This is a genomic window from Nonomuraea sediminis (assembly GCF_018531495.1).
GTDB lineage: Bacteria > Actinomycetota > Actinomycetes > Streptosporangiales > Streptosporangiaceae > Nonomuraea > Nonomuraea sediminis.
This window is the reverse complement of record NZ_JAHDTI010000001.1, coordinates 636731-654538: the sequence shown is the minus strand read 5'-3', so window position 1 is coordinate 654538 and position 17808 is coordinate 636731. Positions and strand designations below refer to the sequence as shown.

At 68.7% G+C, this 17808-nt stretch carries 18 protein-coding genes; 9 read left to right on the top strand and 9 right to left on the bottom strand.

What is annotated here, in order from left to right; translation table 11 throughout:
- Positions 1-49: 49 nt before the first annotated feature.
- The 9 genes from KIK09_RS02935 (at position 50) to KIK09_RS02895 (ending at position 8981) form a co-directional block, all read left to right on the top strand.
- Complete coding sequence (locus KIK09_RS02935) at positions 50-2866, top strand: phage tail protein (protein ID WP_214317036.1); 2817 nt, start codon at positions 50-52, stop codon at positions 2864-2866.
- A gap of 4 nt (positions 2867-2870) precedes the next feature.
- Positions 2871-3344, top strand: coding sequence for a hypothetical protein (locus KIK09_RS02930; RefSeq protein ID WP_214317035.1), 474 nt, complete (start codon positions 2871-2873; stop codon positions 3342-3344).
- Entirely contained in the window at positions 3344-3508 is a 165-nt protein-coding gene (locus KIK09_RS02925; protein WP_214317034.1) for a hypothetical protein, read from the top strand. Before KIK09_RS02930 ends, KIK09_RS02925 begins: the two co-directional genes overlap by 1 nt.
- Entirely contained in the window at positions 3486-6269 is a 2784-nt protein-coding gene (locus tag KIK09_RS02920) for a phage tail protein (protein WP_214317033.1), read from the top strand. The genes KIK09_RS02925 and KIK09_RS02920 overlap by 23 nt, the downstream gene beginning before the upstream one ends.
- Positions 6270-6297: 28 nt before the next feature.
- Positions 6298-6972, top strand: a complete 675-nt coding sequence (locus KIK09_RS02915) for a hypothetical protein (protein ID WP_214317032.1) — start codon at positions 6298-6300, stop codon at positions 6970-6972.
- On the top strand, positions 6965-7300 hold the full coding sequence (locus KIK09_RS02910) for a hypothetical protein (protein WP_214317031.1): 336 nt from the start codon (positions 6965-6967) through the stop codon (positions 7298-7300). Before KIK09_RS02915 ends, KIK09_RS02910 begins: the two co-directional genes overlap by 8 nt.
- 41 nt (positions 7301-7341) lie before the next feature.
- Positions 7342-8313 (top strand): peptidoglycan recognition protein family protein, encoded by a 972-nt coding sequence (locus KIK09_RS02905; RefSeq protein ID WP_214317030.1) that lies wholly within the window; start codon positions 7342-7344, stop codon positions 8311-8313.
- A gap of 36 nt (positions 8314-8349) precedes the next feature.
- On the top strand, positions 8350-8655 hold the full coding sequence (locus KIK09_RS02900) for a hypothetical protein (protein ID WP_214317029.1): 306 nt from the start codon (positions 8350-8352) through the stop codon (positions 8653-8655).
- Between the two features lie 65 nt (positions 8656-8720).
- On the top strand, positions 8721-8981 hold the full coding sequence (locus KIK09_RS02895) for a hypothetical protein (RefSeq protein ID WP_214317028.1): 261 nt from the start codon (positions 8721-8723) through the stop codon (positions 8979-8981).
- 240 nt (positions 8982-9221) lie between these two features.
- Here the strand turns inward: KIK09_RS02895 and KIK09_RS02890 are convergent, their stop codons facing one another.
- The 9 genes from KIK09_RS02890 to KIK09_RS02850 form a co-directional block, all read right to left on the bottom strand.
- Positions 9222-10229 carry an NAD-dependent epimerase/dehydratase family protein gene (locus KIK09_RS02890; protein WP_214317027.1) on the bottom strand — a complete coding sequence of 336 codons (1008 nt, stop codon included), beginning with the start codon at positions 10227-10229 and terminating at the stop codon, positions 9222-9224.
- A gap of 13 nt (positions 10230-10242) precedes the next feature.
- Positions 10243-11085: an aminoglycoside phosphotransferase family protein gene (locus tag KIK09_RS02885; protein WP_214317026.1), complete on the bottom strand. Its 843-nt coding sequence runs from the start codon at positions 11083-11085 to the stop codon at positions 10243-10245.
- A complete protein-coding gene (locus KIK09_RS02880; protein WP_214317025.1) occupies positions 11082-11729 on the bottom strand; it encodes a histidine phosphatase family protein in 648 nt (215 codons plus the stop codon). The genes KIK09_RS02885 and KIK09_RS02880 overlap by 4 nt, the downstream gene beginning before the upstream one ends.
- Positions 11726-12484, bottom strand: a complete 759-nt coding sequence (locus tag KIK09_RS02875; RefSeq protein WP_214317024.1) for a phosphotransferase — start codon at positions 12482-12484, stop codon at positions 11726-11728. Before KIK09_RS02875 ends, KIK09_RS02880 begins: the two co-directional genes overlap by 4 nt.
- A complete protein-coding gene (locus tag KIK09_RS02870) occupies positions 12481-13326 on the bottom strand; it encodes a class I SAM-dependent methyltransferase (protein ID WP_214317023.1) in 846 nt (281 codons plus the stop codon). The genes KIK09_RS02875 and KIK09_RS02870 overlap by 4 nt, the downstream gene beginning before the upstream one ends.
- 34 nt (positions 13327-13360) lie before the next feature.
- Positions 13361-13867 carry a P-loop NTPase family protein gene (locus KIK09_RS02865; RefSeq protein ID WP_250572495.1) on the bottom strand — a complete coding sequence of 169 codons (507 nt, stop codon included), beginning with the start codon at positions 13865-13867 and terminating at the stop codon, positions 13361-13363.
- A 63-nt stretch (positions 13868-13930) separates the two neighbouring features.
- Positions 13931-14989 carry a glycosyltransferase family protein gene (locus KIK09_RS02860; protein WP_214317021.1) on the bottom strand — a complete coding sequence of 353 codons (1059 nt, stop codon included), beginning with the start codon at positions 14987-14989 and terminating at the stop codon, positions 13931-13933.
- Positions 14986-16728, bottom strand: coding sequence for a carbamoyltransferase family protein (locus KIK09_RS02855; RefSeq protein WP_250572494.1), 1743 nt, complete (start codon positions 16726-16728; stop codon positions 14986-14988). Before KIK09_RS02855 ends, KIK09_RS02860 begins: the two co-directional genes overlap by 4 nt.
- The gene (locus KIK09_RS02850) at positions 16725-17669 is read right to left on the bottom strand and encodes a thymidylate synthase (protein WP_308163899.1); all 945 of its coding nucleotides are present in this window, start codon (positions 17667-17669) and stop codon (positions 16725-16727) included. Before KIK09_RS02850 ends, KIK09_RS02855 begins: the two co-directional genes overlap by 4 nt.
- Positions 17670-17808: the final 139 nt, after the last annotated feature.

The following is a 17808-nucleotide window of genomic DNA, read 5'->3' as shown; positions in this document are numbered from 1 at the left end:
TGGGAGCGATCACGATAGCTCCCATTGTCGCTGATGGGGAGGTCGTCCCGTGACCTTCGATCTGCGGCTTATGGTCTACTCGCCGTTCGGCGGCCGACTTGGCGTGCTCCCGCACCCGCTGTCGGTCGAGGTCGGCATGCCGATGAACGACGTGCCGAGCCTGAAGGTGGCCTACACCACCACGGCGGTAGGCGCGGACCTGCTCGACCAGCCGTGCGAGATCGCCGTCCAATGGAGCACGGACGGCACCACCTGGACCGAGGCGCCCGACTCGCGGTTCCTGCGCATCAAGCGCCGAGGCGACAGCTCCGACCCGACCGGGCTGACCCGGTTCGAGCTGCCGGGCTTCGTGTGGATGCTCCGCAAGATCGTGCTCTACCCCGGGTCTGCGCCGCTGGTGGACGGCAAACGCGCGTTCCTGTCGGCGACCGCTGGGGCAATCCTGCAGACGTTCATCGCCGAGGCCAAGGGACGCGGCGCGGTGCCCGGCCTCAACTGGGACTTCACGCCGACGCACGACAGCGCTGGCGCAGTGTGGGACAAGGCCCTCACGATCTACTACCAGCCTGGCATGGACGCGCTGACGGCGCTGCAGAACCTCGCCGAGCAGGGCGTGTGCGACTACCGGGTGTCCGGCCGCACCGTCCAGGTGTTCAACGCCGACACGACGATGCAGCGAGACCTCGCGTCCGGGGCCGCTCCGGTAGACCTGCGGTACGGCCGAGACATCGCGCAAGCGCCCGACGACGGCACGTTGGAAGACACCGCATCGTCAGTGCTGGTCGTCGGCGACAACGGGCTCGTCAAGACGCTTACGAACCCCGCCGCCGTCCAGCCGTGGGGGCCATGGGAGCAGTACATCGGCGCTGGCGGCGTCTCCGACGAGGGCACCGCAACGATCCTCGCGGACTCCGCGCTCGAGCGGGCTGGCTCGGAGCGGGTGCAGCGGACGCGGGGCATCGTCTTGTACGGCGCACGCTGGCTGCCGCTCAAGGATTACCGTCCCGGTGACCGGGTGCTCGCGCCCGGGGACGGGGGCGTCCTGGAGCCGCTGCGGGTCCGGCAGGTGACGTTGGCCCGCAACGGCGCGGGCGCGGTTGGCGGGTCGCTGGTCCTCAACGACCGCTTCTTGGAAAGGGACATCCGCCTGGCCCGCCGTACGGCGGGCATCGTCGGTGGTTCGACGGCGGACGGAGGGTCCGGTGCTCGGCCGGTCCCGGCCCCGGAGGCTCCGGAGCCGCGCACGCCGGCGGCCCCGCAGGGTCTCATCGTGAACCCGATCGCCTACCTGGACGAGCACGGGTTCGCCCGCGGCCAGGTGACGGTCACGTGGGGCGCAGTCACGCAGGACGTGGGCGGGGTCGCGCTGAACGTCGGCGGCTACGAGCTGTTCATGCGGGTCAACCAGACGGGCGCGCCGTGGTTCCTCGTCGCCTCCACGGAGGCTGGTGACACCACGGCGACGTATTCGCCGCTGGTGGTGGGGGAGTCGTACGCCTTCAAGGTGCGTGCGGTGAATCTCGGCAAGACGGGCCCGTTCTCGTCCGTGGTGGCGGTGACGATCCCAGACGACGCTGATCCGCCGCCGGTTCCGACCGTGCCGCAACTTGCGACGAGGCTGGGCGTGATCCACGTGACTTGGGACGGGCACGGCACGGGCAGCGTGCCGATGCCGTCTGACTTCGCGCGGCTGCTGGTGTGGATGCAGAACCCGCTTGCGCCGGGCTGGTCGGTCATCGACTCGATGGTGGCGGCCGGGACGATCGTCGTGCCGGGCCAGCCGTACGGAGCGAGCAGGCAGTTCCGCTTTACCAGCATCGACCGCAGCGGCAACGAGTCAGCTCCGTCGAGCTCGGCGACGATCGCGACGTCCGCACTGGTGGACACGGACATCATCGGCGAGGTCATCGACGGCGCGCACCTGGTGGACGGCTCGATCAGCGCCTCGGACAAGGTGGTGGCCAACTCCATCACGGGCGCACTGATCAAGGCTCTGGAGATCCAAACGGGCCATCTCGCCGCGAACGCGGTCACCGCCGACAAGATCAAGGCGGGAGAGATCCAGGCTGGCCACATCGGGGCCAACCAGGTCACGGCCGCGAAGCTGGAGTCGGTGCTGACGCTGTCCACGCGGGTCGTCGCGGGGAACGCTTCCGGGGCGCGTGTGGAGCTGAACAGCTCGGGCCTGGTGGTGTTCAACGCGTCCGGTCAGCAGACCGCCAGCATCTCGGCGGCCACCGGCGCGGTGTCCATCGTCGGGCAGTTCGCGTCGGGGGTGACCGGGGCGCGGGTCGTGGTCAACCCTGCGGGCGCGACGAACCCGGAGATCCGGTTCATTCCCGGTAGCGGGACCAACCAGTCGCGCATCTACAGCGACGGTTCCCGCTTCACGGGCGAGGCGACTCTGATCATGGAGTCGGGCACCAACCAGGCGAGCACCGCGATGTGCCGCCTGACGCATGCAGCTGGTTTCTGGCAGGCGGCGATCCTCAACCCGTCGAACGGTGAGCAGCGCGGCGGCGCGGTGTCGGCAGTCGAGCAACAGGCGTCGATCGGGTGGATGCACCCGACGCAGCAGGACCAGTACATGTTGTTCGACCAGTCCGGGACGCTGCATCGGGGCACCTGGCAGTACGGGAGTGAGTCGGGTCTGATCATGATGTCGGTCACGCTGTCGAAGGGCGCCACCTACTACCAGGTGGTGCTGGGCTACACCTTCCCGACGACGCCGAAGGTCGTGTTCACGGCCGAGCAGGTGAGCACGATGCAGCTGTTCTCCCGGACCAACAGCGACCTCTTCTTCTACGACCCGGCCGCGGGCTCTCCCGCGCCGAACCGGACGTTCCACATCTGGGCTTGGAGGTGACGCAGTGCCGGACGACTGGCAGGTCACGGAGGTGATCGACACCTCTGACGACTCCGGGCAGGTCGAGGCGTGGGAGATCACGCTGACCCGGCCGGCTGATGGTGTCACGGTCGCGATGTTCCTGCCGAAGATGGCGATCGAGCACACTGCCGTGGCGTGCGGTCTGACTTCGGCGGATGAGGCGATCGACGTGCTGCTGCACCGCGCAGTCCACCCGATCTATGAGCCGAACCTGCGCGAGACCAACCCGTGGCAGATATCGGGGGAGGACGCTCGCGCCGCGGCGCTGGAGCGTGTCGAGCGGTGCAAGCGGGACCACGCGACGGTCGCGGCCGCCGTTCCGAAGGGCCGTATGGCGGCCGCGCGGAAGGTGGCTGACGTGCTCGCGCCGCTGCGCTCGCATGTGCGGATCGACCGGGTGAAGGTTGCGACGGCCCGGCTGGAGCAGCAGCGGGCGTTGCGCCAGGCAGGGACGTGATGCAGGACCTGGTGGTGGATCCCGTCCGGATCATCGCCGTGTTGCGGCGGCAGGTGGAGGAGCTGACCTACGCGAACGCCGTGCTGTCGGCGGCCGTGGACCAGCAGCGCGATGAGATCAACGAACTGAGGGGGACCAACGGTGCAGGTGATCGTCCCGGGTAAGCCCACCCCTTTCGCGCTCCGGCTGGTCGCGTACGCCCCGAACGGGCCGCGTCTGGGGGTGCTGCCGCAGCACAGCGGGTTCGAGTTGGCGGCTCCGCTGAACGACGTGCCGGGCCTCAAGGTGGACTATGCGGCGGGTGGCCTGAATGCGGCGCTCATCGCTGGGCACTGCGAGGTCGCGGTGGAGTACGCGGTGGCTGGCGGCGGCTGGGTTGAGCCGCCGAACGCGAGGTTCCTCCGGATCAAGCGTGGCGGGGACAGCTCGGACCGGGCGGGGGCACGATCGTATGACCTGCCTGGCTGGTCGTGGATGCTGCGGAAGGTCGTGCTATATCCGAGCGGCGCGATGGTGGACGGCAAGCGGCAGTTCAGCGCGGTGTCGCCGGGCGCGATCCTCGCGACGTTCATCCAGGAGGGGAAGGCGCGCGGCGCGCTGCCCGGCCTGGCGTACGACTTCTCGACCAGCCACGACAGCGCGGGCGCCCCGTGGTCCAAGACGCTGACGCTGGCGATCGAGCCCGGCAAGGACTTGCTCACCGTCTTGATCAACCTGAGTGAGCAGGGCGTCATCGACTGGCGGATGCAGGGCCGCACCTTGCAGGTGTACAACCCGGACACAGTGCTCGGCACGGACCGGGCGTCCGGTGCGTCGCCGGTGGACTTGAGGCTTGGCCGCGACATCACCGAGGCGCCCGATACAGGCACTCTCGAGGATGCCGCGTCGGCCATCCTGATTGGCGGCGAGGCTGGCCTGTCGGTGGAGGTGACCAACCCGGCTGCGGTCGCGCCGTGGGGGCGCTGGGAGACCTACCAGTCGCAGGGCGGGGTGACGGATCAGGGCACGGCGACCCTGCTGGGGCAGAACGCGTTGCAGCGGGTCGCCCGCGAGCGGGTGCAGGTCACCCGCGGGCTGATGTTCGCCGTAGCGCGGTGGCTGCCGTTCGCGCACTACCGGCCGGGGGACTACCTGCTCGCGCCGGGCGACGGCGGGGCGATGCAGTCGCTTCGGCTGCGGCAGATCACCTTGTCGGTGGACACGGACGGCCAGGTCGGCGGCAACGTCGTGCTCAACGACCGGTTCCTTGAGAGGGAGATCCGGTTGGCCCGGCAGGCTGCCGGGATCCTGGATGGCGGGGTCTCGTCGGGCGGTTCGGGCGGCGAGCCCGCTCCGGAGACGAACAACCGGACCCCGGCTGCGCCGCAGGGCCTCATCGTCGAGCTGGCTGCCTACCTGGATGAGCACGGTTACGCGCGCGGGCAGGCCACGGTGACGTGGAGCCCGGTCACCTCCGACGTCAACGGGGTCGCGCTCGACATCGACGGCTACGAGGTGTACGCCCGCCGTAACCAGGCGGGGCAGCTGTGGCTGCTGGTCGCGCAGACTGCGGGCGGCGACGCCATGGCGACGGTCTCGCCGCTTGTGGTTGGCTGGGAGTACGCGTGGAAGGTTCGGGCGCTCTCGGCTGGGGTCAAGGGCGGCTTTTCCGATCAGGTGGTGAAGCTCGTCCCCGGCGACGTGACGCCGCCCCCAGTCCCGTCCACGCCTGTTGTGGCGTCGCGGCTGGGCGTGATCCATGTGGGGTGGAACGGGCGTGGCTCGCTCGGCGAGGCCATGCCGATCGACTTCGATCGGGTCCACGTATGGATGCGTGACCCGCTCAACGTAAGCGATCAGGGTGCGAAGGTCGGCTACCTGACGGCTGCCGGGACCGAGGTGATCCCGGGCCAGCCGTACAACGCTGGCCGGGAGATCTGGCTCACGAGTATCGACCGGTCGGGCAATGAGTCGGCGCCCTCCGCGCATGTCACCGTGGCGACCAAGCCGCTGGTGGACACCGACGTCATCGGCAAGGTCATCGACGGTGCCGAGCACATCATCGACGGCACGATTCCGGGTGACGCGAAGATCACGGCTGATTCGATCACCGGCCGGTTGATCAAGGCGCTGGAAATCCAGGCGGGCCACATCCAGGCGAACGCGATCACCGCCGACAAGATCCAGGCCGGGGAGATCCAGGCCGGTCACATCGCGGCGAACGCCATTGCCGCCGACAAGATCCAGGCGAACGCCATCACCGCAGCGAAGATCGCCGCCGACGCGATCACCGGCAAGACCATCACCGGCTCCATCGTCCGCTCGGCGGCCACGGGGCAACGGTTCGTGCTCGACAGCTCCACACTCGACCTGCGGTTCTACCCGGCTGGGAACACCAACTACTCCCGCCTATACGCGGTGGACGGCCTGTATCCGGGCGAGACAACGACGTTCATCACCAGCGGTACAAACTCAGGCGGAAGCGCGCGGGCGGAGCTCCAGGTGGCGGCCGGTCTGATCCGGTTGCGGATCCGCGACGCGTCCGGCTCGGGCGACAACGGCGGCGGGCTCGACGTCGCCGAGGGGTACGGGCGGTACGGCTACACCGATGGTTTCTCCGGTACGGAGACGTACATCTACACCAACAGCTCAGGCCGCTTCTACCTGCGCGGCCGGGTGTGGGACACCAACACAGCAGACCCGTACGACGCGGTACACGCCGGTTCGGGCACGGTCCCGCCGGACAGCGGAGGCGTGACCATCCACTACGGACCGACGATGGCCAGCAACATGGGGCCAGTCGCGGTAGTCAGGGACGGCGCGCAGAGAGCCAACTTCTATTGGTGCCTCGATCTCAGCACTCAGACCGACTTCTCCTTCGCCTGGTCGGCGGGCGGCGGCGTGTGGTCCGGCAAGGGTTTCTACTGGTGGTCGCACCGCCATTAACGATCTTCAACATAGAGAGGGTGCCCGCGTGGCAGAGACCTGGACCATCTGGGACGCCGAACTCGGCTACTCCACCACCAGCCTGCTGCAGGCGGGCGGAGCGCACGCCGACCAGCGGACGAGCCACGACGGGGCGGAGCCGATGTGGGGGATCAGCCGGGTCCGGCCGGACGGCGTGGCCCACATACACATCATCCCGCACTCCACCTGGGAGTGGCGCTGCGCGGAGTACGGGATCGATCCCGACGACATGACGACGCTACTGGAGATCGTGCTGCATGAGCCGTGGATTCCGTCCCCGGACGACGCGATGGCGCGTCTCCAACCGGGCGCGGCAGAAGTGCTCAAGGACACGCAGGGTCTGCCGACGTGCTGGACACCGGGTGTCTCGGACACTGATCGCCTTGCTGCCCAACTCGCGCGGGTCGAGGCGGTCAAGGCGCACCGTGTCCGCATGGTGCCCGAGGACCGCAAGCTGCGGCAGGATGTGGTCGCATTCGTAGGGCTCGACATGGTCGTGCCAGAGGATCCGCTGGAGCCAGTCAAGACCAAAACCAGGCTCGACCCTGCACGTGTCGAGGCTCGCCGGCTGGCGGTCGCCTGGCACCGCGACAACCGAACGCAGCTGGCCACGCCGTCGTACGCGGTCAAGCCGCCGGCGACGTGGATGGGTCGCAAGCCGTGGGTGGTGGCCGGTGGATGAGCTGAACCGGCTCACGCTGGCACTGACCGAACTGCGGGGCCTGGTCGAGGTCGGATTCGAGCGGACCAACGGTAGTACGGCGCTGATCCTGCAGCGGCTGGACCAGGTGGACAACCGGCACGCTGAACTGGCGCAGCGTGTCGAGCAGGACCGCGTGGCTGGGGAAGTCCGACATGCGGCGCTGGAGGCGCGCGTGGACGCCGTTGAGCGGGAGGCGGTGACGCGCTCGCAGCTCGCAGACCGGACGCGACAGATTATTGCCATCGTGACCGTGCTGGTGGCCGTGGCCGGCGCATTGATCGCGCTGATCCAGCTCACTCGGGGCTGACTCCCCATCCGAAGACGACAGTTCCAAGGGGGACAACTAACATGCCATGGCTGACTCAGCTAGCCGACGTCGCCCGTAAGACGGGCTTCCCGGTGACAGAGGTGGGCGGGTGGAAGACCCGCGGGCACGGGCCGCAGCCGTCCGTCGAGGGTATTGTGTGCCACCACACCGCCGGGTGGCGTGACCGGCACATCGTAGTCAACGGCCGCCCAGGGCTTGACGGGCCGCTGTCGCACGTCTGGCTGGAGCACACGGGCCGGATCTGGGTCGTCGCCGCCGGTAGGTGCTGGCACAACGCGCCGAGCACGAGCCCGCACCACCGCAACGGCGCCAGCATCGGGATCGAAGCGGAGAACGACGGGCGTACGCCGTGGCCGAGTGTGCAGATCGACGCCTACCACGCACTGTGCGCCGAGCTGTGCCGCGAGTTCGGCCTGCCCGCATCCAGGGTGATGGGCCACAAAGAGGTCAACACGCAAAAGCCCGACCCTCACACTCTCAACATGTCCACGTTCCGGGAGCACATTGCCGCACTGATCAAGAGCCCTGGAACGCCCAACAAGCAGCAGGAGGAAGACGTGCCCGAGGTCATCTCTCTGGGTGCCGGTGAGGACCAGGACGTCCCCGCCGGTGGCGATGTAGCGGTGCGCTGGAGCACCGAGTGGACCGACGACCCGAACGCGCACAGCGAGGACGGTGTCGCGGTCCTCGCCAGCGGCTCCCGCTGGTGCATCGTGGATGGGCTGGTGAAGGTCCGCGGTCTGCCGCCGGGTGCAGAGGTGGACATCGCCTGGTCGCGCTACAGCCGGGACGGCAAGACGTTCGAGAACGACGCGTGGCGGCTGTCGGCCCGCGCCGACATCAACGGCAGGGTCGAGGAGAACATTGGCGGCCAGTTCTCCCTGGACACCAAGAATCAGCTGCGTCTGCGGGTGCTCAACCCGCGCGAGGACGTCGCCACAGCGGTCGTCGAGAAGGTCTCGATGGCCAAGATCAGCATGTTTCGCCGCTGATAGCGCTTCCGCTTTCGGCCCGACGAAGGAGGACCCGTGTCCACCCCCACTCCCGAGACGACCCCCAAGCCGACCATCGGCCGGATCGTCCACTACAGGCTGTCCGGCCACGACGTGTCCATGATCGACCTGCACAACATGCAGTCCTACGGCGGTCAGGGCATCGTCCGTTCCCCCGTCAAGCTCGGCGAGGTCTACCCCGCGATCGTCGTGCGCACCTTCGAGGGCGCCGAGAAGACCGTGAACCTCCAGGTGCTCCTCGACGGCAACACGACCTACTGGGCGACCTCGAGGTCCGAGGGCCCGGACCACGGCCAGTGGTCGTGGCCGCCCCGCAGCTGACGTTTGACCTTCCCCCATTCGTTGAATCCCCCGCCGTGGTGGCGGGCTGCCCCTAAGGAGGGCGCATGCACGCAGATCCCCAGATCACCTACTCGAAGCCGCCCGTCGAGACCAAGGTCAAGGCCATGACCCTGGCGTCCTACCTGGCCGGTGTCGCCGGTATGGCGGTGCTGCAGGCGGTCAGCAGCGACCCGTCGATGATCTCGTTCCTGCCCGACTGGATGGAGGCGATCACCCTGCCGCTGCTGCCGACCGCACTGGCGGCCGTGGCCGGTTTCAAGGCCAGGCACACCCCGCGGCCGGACCTCCCGCCCGACCAGCGGTAGCAGCCGCACACGAGCGCGCCCCGCTCCTCCCATCGCGGAGGAGCGGGGCGCTTTCCGCGTTTCCGCGCGTTATGAAGTCCAGGGATGCTCGCCTTAGCTGCCGCTCGGTGCCGCCGATGTCACGTGACACGTTTGGCCCATCTGGAAGCTGCGGCAGAGTCGGGTAGCTCGACGGCCGGTCCGTTGCTGATCATCTCGTGGTGTCGCTGGTTTGGAGAGGGCACGTCTGGGCTGATTCCCCTATCCCAGTGAGGACAGTGCGCTTCGCCGGGAGGCGAGCCAGTGCAACTGAGATGCCATGCCTGTACGCAGGTCGATGCTGGGGGTCCAGCCCAGCAGACGACGAGCCGCGGACATGTCGGCGCAGGTAGTGGGCACGTCCCCGCTGCGGGCATTCCTTGTGCTGATGTTGATCTTGCGGTGTGTGAGATCGCGGGCGTGTTCGACGACGTCGAGGAGGCATGCTCCGCCCCCGGCTCCGACGTTGATCACGGCATTGTGGGCGTGCGTGGAGGCTGCTGCGATGGTCGCGGTGACGGCGTCGTCTATGTAGGTGAAGTCGCGGCGTTGTTTGCCGTCTCCGTAGATGCGCACGGATTGGCCGGTGGTGGCTGCGGTGAGCACGCGCTGGATGAACATGTCCTCACGCTGGCGGGGCCCGTAGACAGTGAAGAAGCGCAAGGCCACGACGGTAGTGGCGCAGCCGGGGCGGGCGGCGTGGGCGAGGCAGAGCTGCTCTTCGGCGAGTTTGGTGACCGCGTACGGTGAGGCGGGGCGAGGGTGGTCGGTTTCCGCGCTGGGACGGCCGTCTGTGGCGCCATAGACGCTGGAGGAGGAAGCGACCACTAGGCGGGGGATACGGAGTCGAGTGGTGGCGTGCATGAGGCGCTGGGTGGCGCTGATGTTGGAGGCGACGTAGTCGTCGAAGTCAGCTCCCCAGGAGGGGTGGACGCCGGGAATCCCCGCCAAGTGAAAGACAACATCGGACTCCGGCAGCAGCGGTTCGATGGCGCAGGTGCGAAGGTCGCCGGTGACGAAGATGAAGCCGGGCTCGTTGCGAATGTCGGCGAGATTGGCGGCAGCGACGTGGTGCTGGTCAGGGTCGCGCCGATCGACGCCGATGACGCTGACGCCTCTGGAGAGCAGGGCCTGGCATAGGTGGGAGCCGATGAATCCGGCGGCGCCGGTGACGACCGCGCGCCGGAGCAGGAGCTGCGGCGGGGTGTCGGCGTGGGCCGTCGCGTGCATGGGATCCTCCGGATCAGCGTAGGTGGGTGAGGAGGGTGCGGCCGTGGGCCAGGAGCTCCGGGTCGCCGCATTCGTGGCCGCGAACCAGCGCGGTGATGGCTTCCAGGGCGCCGAAGCGTTTGAGCAGTTCTTGTTCGGCGGGGTTGGGGTGGTGGCCGTAGCCGTCGAAGAACGCCGCGCGCAGCCGTGGGTCTCGCCCCCAGTGGCGGTGTTCCAGCCGTGCGAAGTCGCGGATGCGGGCGTCGAGGCGGGTGTGCTCGAAGTCCAGGACGGCCAGTGCGCCGGTCGAGCTGAGGATCCAGTTACGCGGCTGGTAGTCCAGGTGGCAGATGGTGCTGTCGAGGGCGGTGGTGGCCAGTGTGTCTGCCCAGGTGTGCAGGGTGCGTAGTTCGGAGGTGGAGATGAGGGTGGCCAGGTGGGCGCGGGCTGCCCACCAGCGCATGCGCTCGGCGAGGTAGGCGGCGACGTCTGTGCTCGGGTGCGGGCCGGGCGGGGCCTGGTGGAGCAGCCGGAGAGTGTGGCCAGCGGCGTAGTGAGCGTGTCGTTCGGCAGGTGAGCCCTCGGGGAGCTGTGTGGCGCGTCGCCCCGGCAGAACCGTCAGCAGTAGGGACAGGGTTTCGGGGTCGGCGCTGATCAAGTGGGGCGCGCGTTCGCCCAGCTGCGGCACCCACGTGGTGTAGGCGCGGGTCTCGGCGCGGAACCGCTCCGAAGTGCTGTGGCGCTTGAGCATGTAGCGCTGGCCATCGGGTGCGGCTAAGAGCCGCAGGTGTGGCGGCAGGCCGATGTTCGGCACGAGTGCGACGGTGCCGAGCTGGCGGCGGGCGGCGGCGAGCAGGTCGTCTTCGACTGTATTCATCGAGTGCCCGCCATAGTCAGGTGGGCAGTGTCGTTGTGGCGGTCCAGCATCCACCGCTTGTCGTCGAACCGGTTGCTGTGCAACTGCCAGCGCGTGATCGAGGCGTGGTCGACGGTGAAGCCGGCCGCCAGGCCCGGCCGGAGGTTCAGCAGGAGGGTGTGGGCGGCCAGCACGGTTTCACCATGGGCGGCGAACAGCACCCGCGCGCCGTGATGGCTGCGGATCAGATCGGCGAGTACCGTGCTCGCGCGCTTGAGATAGCCGTTCCAGGTGTCGGAACCGAGGGCCCACGGCCGGTCGGGGTGCGCGTGCGGCCCGCCCCGGAAGGTGGTCTTGACTTCGTGCCAGCGTTTGCCGTCCGCGTCGCCATGTACCGGCCCGTCCAGGAGGTCGCTGATGATGAGCGGCAGATCGAGGGCGTCGGCGAGGACGCGACCGCTTTCACGCAGCCGCAGCCGCGGCCCCGCGTAGACGTGGGTGAACGGGGTGACGTCGTGTTCAGCAGCCAGCCGTGCGGCGGTCAGCTTCATCTGCTCGTGGCCGAGGTTGGTCAAGCCGGTGCAGGTGCGGGGGCCGCCGACGACACCATCGGCGTTGCACTGGGCCTGACCGTGCCGGGCGAACGTCAGCTCGGTGACGATCATTGTGAGTCCTCCAGGGCGGGGCGGACGGTTGGCCATGGGTGCCGGTAGCCGCCCGTACCGAGGTAGGGCAGGGTGAGCAGGTGATGCAGGTCGGCATGGCCGAGAAACTGGGTCAGCGAGACGGGCTCCAGGCTCATCTCGCTGAGCGACTCGTTGTAGAAGTCCAGGGCAGCAGTGAAGTACCCAACCGGGATCGGGCCGTGCGTCATGGACAAGGTGACCAGCAACTTAGCCAGGTCGTAGCCAAACGGAGCCAAGGTGAGGTCGTCCACGTCCACCGCTACCGGTTCGCCGGCGGCGGTGATGAGCACGTTGCGCGGGTTGGTGTCCTTGTAGAACGCGACCGGGGTGCCAGGGACGGGTTCCAGAAGCGGTTCGAGGGCGGCCAGTTGCTCCGTGGTGGCCAGCCCGGCTTGGTGGCGGCGGCGCAGCGCGGCCACCCGCGGGGTGACAAAGTCGGCCAGGACGTGCCCGCTGGGAAGCGGGTGCGGTGTGGTGAGGCGGGCCCGGTGCAGGTCGCTGGCCCAGGCGGCGGCGTGGGCGCGGCCGAGGACAGTGGCGACGGTCAGCAGGTCGGCGATGAGAGTGTGGCGGCCGTGGATGAAGGCGAAGTCGATGCGGTCGTCGTGGACGGCCGTGATCGGCGGCTGCCGGAGCGGGTGGGCGTGTTCGGTGAGCCAGGCGTGGTGGGCGGCAGCCTGGTGGACGTCCTCGCTCGTGCGGTACGGCTTGGCGAACGTGTCGGAGGTGGTCATGCCGGTGCACCTCGGGTGGCGGTCAGGTAGGTGATGGTGGAGGTGGTCACCAGCGGCCGATCAGGCAGGACGGCGTGTAACGCCGCGGCGATTGCGGCCGGATCGGCTGCCAGGCCGGGCGGCAGGTCGTACTTGGGGCTGGTTGCCAGGTAGTCGGCGACGTGATCCAGGCCGGTGAAGGCGAAGCGGTGCTCCTCGTGCTGAACACGCTCGACCTGGAGGAAGGGCGCGGTGAGGTCGGCCAGGTTGCCGCTGTGCGCTGCCGCGTACAGGCTCGGCCGCTCGGTGGCGTGGACGTCGAGTCCTGCATCGGCCACCAGACAGTCGAGCGCGCGGTAGCTGTCGGCGGATTTGGTGACCAGGATGGCGGCGCCGCACGGGGCGAGGGTGCGGGCGATCTCGTCGATGACCGGGCGCGGGTCGGCCGCGTGGTAGAGGCAGAACGCGGCCACGGCCAGGTCGCAGGCCGCATCGGGGAGCGGCATGTGGTGGAAATCGGCGCGCAGGAAGACCACCGTGGTATGCGTGCCGCGAGTACGGGCGCTGATGCGGGCGCGGGCGGCGGAGAGCATCGCCGCTGAGGCGTCGACACACAGCAGCAGTTGCGGCCCAAGTCGTTCAGCCAGGACACGGCTGCTGGTGCCGCGTCCGCAGCCAATGTCTGCGACCACAGCGTGCTGCGGGACGGCTAGCCGGTTGGCGGCCAACTCGGCGATAACGTCGGCGACGGGCCGCCCGTGCGTCTTGGCCCGGTGCAATGCCGAGGTGCGCGCGGCCAGCCTAGAACCATCGCGGTACAGATCGGCCGCGTGTTCGGTGAAGGCGTTGCCGGTCGGCGTCATGGACACCGCCCGTCAACGCGGCCGCGGCGACCGCTCAGCGGCTGGCGGCCACCTTTTCCAGCCAGCGGCGCGTCTGGGCGCGGCTGGTCAGGAACACCACGTTCTTGCCGGAGGCGAACTCGTTGATCTTCGCCAGGACCTTGGGGCGCATCCGCCGTCGGTAGGTGGCCACGTAGGTGATCACGCCCCAGTGGATGCGGTTGTAGACACCTGCGGTGTGCTGGCCAGCACCGTGCCGGGCTTGCCGGGAGAAGATGCCCCACAGTGCCGCCCAGGTGGGGACGTCCATCATCACCACGGTGTCGCAGGCTTGCAGCCGTACGTGCAGCGAGGAGTTGTAGTTGCCGTCGATGACCCACTGCGGCTCGGCGACGAGCTCCCGTTGCGCGGCCTCGAACTTCTCGGGCGGCAGCGGGTTCCACTCGTCGTCGAAAAACACGGCGTCCAGGTGCGTGACGGGGGCGTCCAGCAGCTTGGCCAGGTCGCGGGCGAGGTGGGATTTGCCGCTGCCTCCGGATCCGACGATGGCGATCCGGTTCATCTGCTGCATGGTGCTCCACGATAGCGGGGGCGTCGATTGCTTGCGGGTGAGCGGGTGAAAGGTTCATCGTCGTCTCCAGGTCAGGACGGCGGCGTGGCTGGAGGTGAGCTCTGTCAGGGTCGCTTGGAGAACGCGGAACTGACGGCTGAGCAGGAACAGCTCAAGCCGTCCCAGACACGTGGCGATCAGGTCGGCGTGCTCGCCACTTCCCGCGATCTTGTGCAGCCAATGCAGGCAGCGGATCACGTCTTCTGCGCTCTGGACGATCAGCTGCGGTGGCAGGAACTCCTCCACGTGGGCGATGTTGGCCGGGGCCAACGGCACGCATCCCGCCAGCACCGCCTCGAAGATCCGCTGCGTCATCTGCCCAGCCGCGGCGTACCGGTCGGGCAGCAATAGCACGGTGGCCAGGGTGCTGCCGTAGATCTGGTGGACCTCGTTGAACGGGACTCGGCCGATGAAGTTGACGTGGGGCCAGCGGCTGGGTTCGCACCACTTGCCGGCCACCCGGTGGGGCACGCGAGCCGCCGCCGGGGCGAAGAACCTGGTGAACGCTTCGTCGCGGTCGTACTGGTTGCCGACGTAGGCGAGCGGGCAGGGCCGTGCCTGGGCAGCCAGCGCCGATGGATCGGCCGCCCGCAGGAGCGCATCGTCCAGCGGGAACAGCAGTGAGCGGGCCCCTGGCGTGGGGGCGAGCGCGGCCTCGCACACCACGACGCCGCGGCGTCGGCGCAGCGCATCGTTGGCAGGGAGCTGCCGGTCCTTGTCCCAGATGATCGTGGGCAGGCCGCCCTGGTAGGTGTAATGGCGGAGCAGGTCGGCCTGCCGATGCAGGTCGCAGGTGTGTCCGGCGGTGCCGCAATCGGTGGTGTTGCGTTCGGCGATGGCCCATCGCCACTCGACGAACAGCACGTCGATATCGGGCAGTCCCGAGTCGAAGGTGTAGCGGCCGTCGAGGTCGTCCCCGGCTTCGATCAGGTCGCGGTTGGGCTGAAGGAGGACCACGTCGTGACCGGCGGCGATGAGGGCATCGATGAGGGGGCGGCGGTGGCTGCGGCCACCGTCAGGGGTGTCGGTGATGCCCGCCCCTAGGAATCCCCAGAAGCTGTAGCCGATCCTCATGAGGTGATCCACCGGCCTTCCAGCAGCAGCGCGTCCAGGCCGCTTTGGGCTAGGCAGTCCAGCGCCATGGCTGGGGTGCCGCAGATTGGTTTCCCCTTGACGTTGAGCGAGGTGTTGATCAGGACGGGGACGCCAGTACGGCGGGCGAACGCGGTCAGGACGGCGTGCATGAACGGGTTGCCGTCCTTGGTGACGGTTTGCATGCGTGCTGTGCCGTTGGCGTGCACGACCGCGGGGATCTGTTTGCGGGCGAGCTCGGTCACGCCCGAGGCCATCGACATGAACGGGGCGTCCTGGCCGAGGGTGAAGTAGTCGGTGGCGCGCTCGGCCAGCACCATGGGTGCGAACGGGCGGAACGGCTCACGGAACTTCACCGTGTCGTTCAGCCGTGCCACTACGCCCGCGCGCAGCGGGGAGGCGAGGATGGAACGGTTACCCAGGGCGCGCGGGCCTGCCTCGACACGGCCCTGGAACAGGCCGGCGATGCGGCCTTCGGCGAGCTGGGCGGCGAGAAAGTCGGCAACGTCGCCGTCCACTGGATGTTCGGTGAGCTGCGGCCAGGCGGTCAGGGCCAACGGGTGGACGTCGAAGGAGGGACCGAGGTAGCAGGCTCCGGCGATGCCCGACAACGGCCGCGGACTCATCTGAAGATGGGCGAGCGCGGCAGCGCCGATAGCTGTGCCCGCATCGCCCGGCGCGGGCGGCACGAAAACCTCCTCGAACACGCCCTCTTCGATGATCTTGCCGATGGCGACGCAGTTGGTGGCCACGCCCCCGCCCACGCACAGACGCCGCTCACCCGTGCGCACCTTGGCCAGCTTGGCCAGGTGCATCATCACCTGCTCGGTGCGCTCTTGCAGGGCGGAGGCCAGGTCCTGGTGGACCTGGGTGATCGGCTCCTGAGGCTTGCGGCGCGGGCAGGTATGCGCGGTGAAGCGCGGCGTTAGCCGGGCAAAAGCCGACGACAGGACCCGGGGGGCGAAGAAGGCCGGGTGCAGCGCGAACCCGGACGCGGTGATCGGGATCGCCCGCTCGAACAGGCCGCGGAAGCGGGTCGGGTCCCCCAACGCGGCCAGCGCCATCACGGTGCCCTCTTCGTCGCCGCGCCGCCAGCCCAGATGTTCGGTGACCGCGCCGTAGGCGTAGCCGAGTGAGGCCGGGTCATGCAGCGCGAGCACCGGCTGCAGGTCGGGTCGGCCAGGCTGGAGCATGCGCCCGGCGGCGATGGTGGTGGTCTGCGCCTCGCCGAGGCTGTCCACGACCAGGACTGCCGCGCTCGACCAGCCGGACGCGGCAAAGGCGTACATCTGGTGGGTGTCGTGATGCAGCAGCGGCCGGACGCGGGCCCGCGGGAAGCGCTGGCCGAGCTCTCGGACACGGCGAACGGTGCGCATGGCGACCTTGGCGAAGCTGGCCGCTCGGGGTAAGGCGCGGTCGCTGCTCGCGGGATGGGCCAGCAGGGACAGTGCGCCCACGGCTGGCGGCAGGTAGCGCAGGCCGTAGAAGTTGTAGGCGACCGCGCTCACCTGGTCGGCCGTGAGCCCGGCCTCCTCCAACAGCCATGCGATGGACTGCTTGGGGTAAGCGCGGGTGTGCTTCACCTGTGACAGACGCTCTTCCTCGACGAACCCGACCAGGGCGCCGTCGACCAGGAGGGCGGCGGCCGAGTCGTGGGTGTAGGAGCACAGCCCCAGCACGACGTGCGAGGCGCGGCCAGGACCGCGCAGCACCGGGCTCATTCGGTCACCGCCGCAGCGTTAGAGCGGCTCGGCAGGGTGGCGTACCAGGCGCGTAACCCTTCACCGAGCGGCCCGTCGATGTCGCGGGCGGCCTTAACGGCCAGGTCGCGCTTGTCGCGCTTCCACTGTTGGTAACTGTCCAGCACGGCGGCCATCGCGTCCCAGCCGGGGTGGCCGACCGGGCGCCCCACACAGACGGCGGCCAGAAGCTCGTCAAATCCTTCCCACGGCGTGGCCAGCGACGGAAGGGGCTCGCTCGGAGGGCTTGGCCGGACGGCCTCCGCCTGCTCCACGTCGCGCTCGTACAGGTGCAGCGAGTCGACGTGGTGGCGGTAAGTTCCGAGCTCGACACCGAGCCAGCCAGCCACCAGCTCATGCAGGATCGTGGCGGCGAACATGTCGTACGGCAGGCCAGTCCACAGGTCGTTGCTGCGCATCGTCGTCACCATGTGCAACCGTCCCTGGCGCAGATGGAAGCGGTAGCCGAGGGTGCATGGCACGTCCCGGTGCCCGCCAGCGTCGCGGGCCGGGTCGTAGAGCTGGATGACAGCGCGTCGGGAGTCGGGGTCGCCGCGCAAGGTGGCCAGGGCGTGGGCGAGCTGGTCGATGTGGCTGTCCCAGCGGCGCATGCGCGGTCCGTAGGCGCCGCGCAAAATACCGTCGTCCTCCGCGTACTGTCGTAGACGGCTGTTGAACCCGTAGATCCAGGGGTCGTCAGACCCTGACAGAATCCACACACTTTCAGCGACAGCGAAGGCGGTGTTCAGCACCCGGCTAGGCGGCGCGAGCAGAAGCCGGGCACGGGGCTGTATGAGGAGCAACCGCACGTCCAGGAGTTCACGGGTGGCCATTCCGCGCGGGCTGACTTTCTGTCCCTTCATGGCCAGTGTTACGGCGCTGGTGAAAAGGTCGGCGATGGTCTCGCCGGAGATGGTGGTCACGTTGCGGTTCTCCTTTGTGAGATCGCTCTGCGGAGCAGGGTGCTCAGGAGTTGCATGCTGATCAGCTCGGCGTTGCGCCGGGGGCGAGGAACTGGGTGGCGAGCGTTATCGCTGGGTCCGTTTTCGTCGTAGTCGTGGT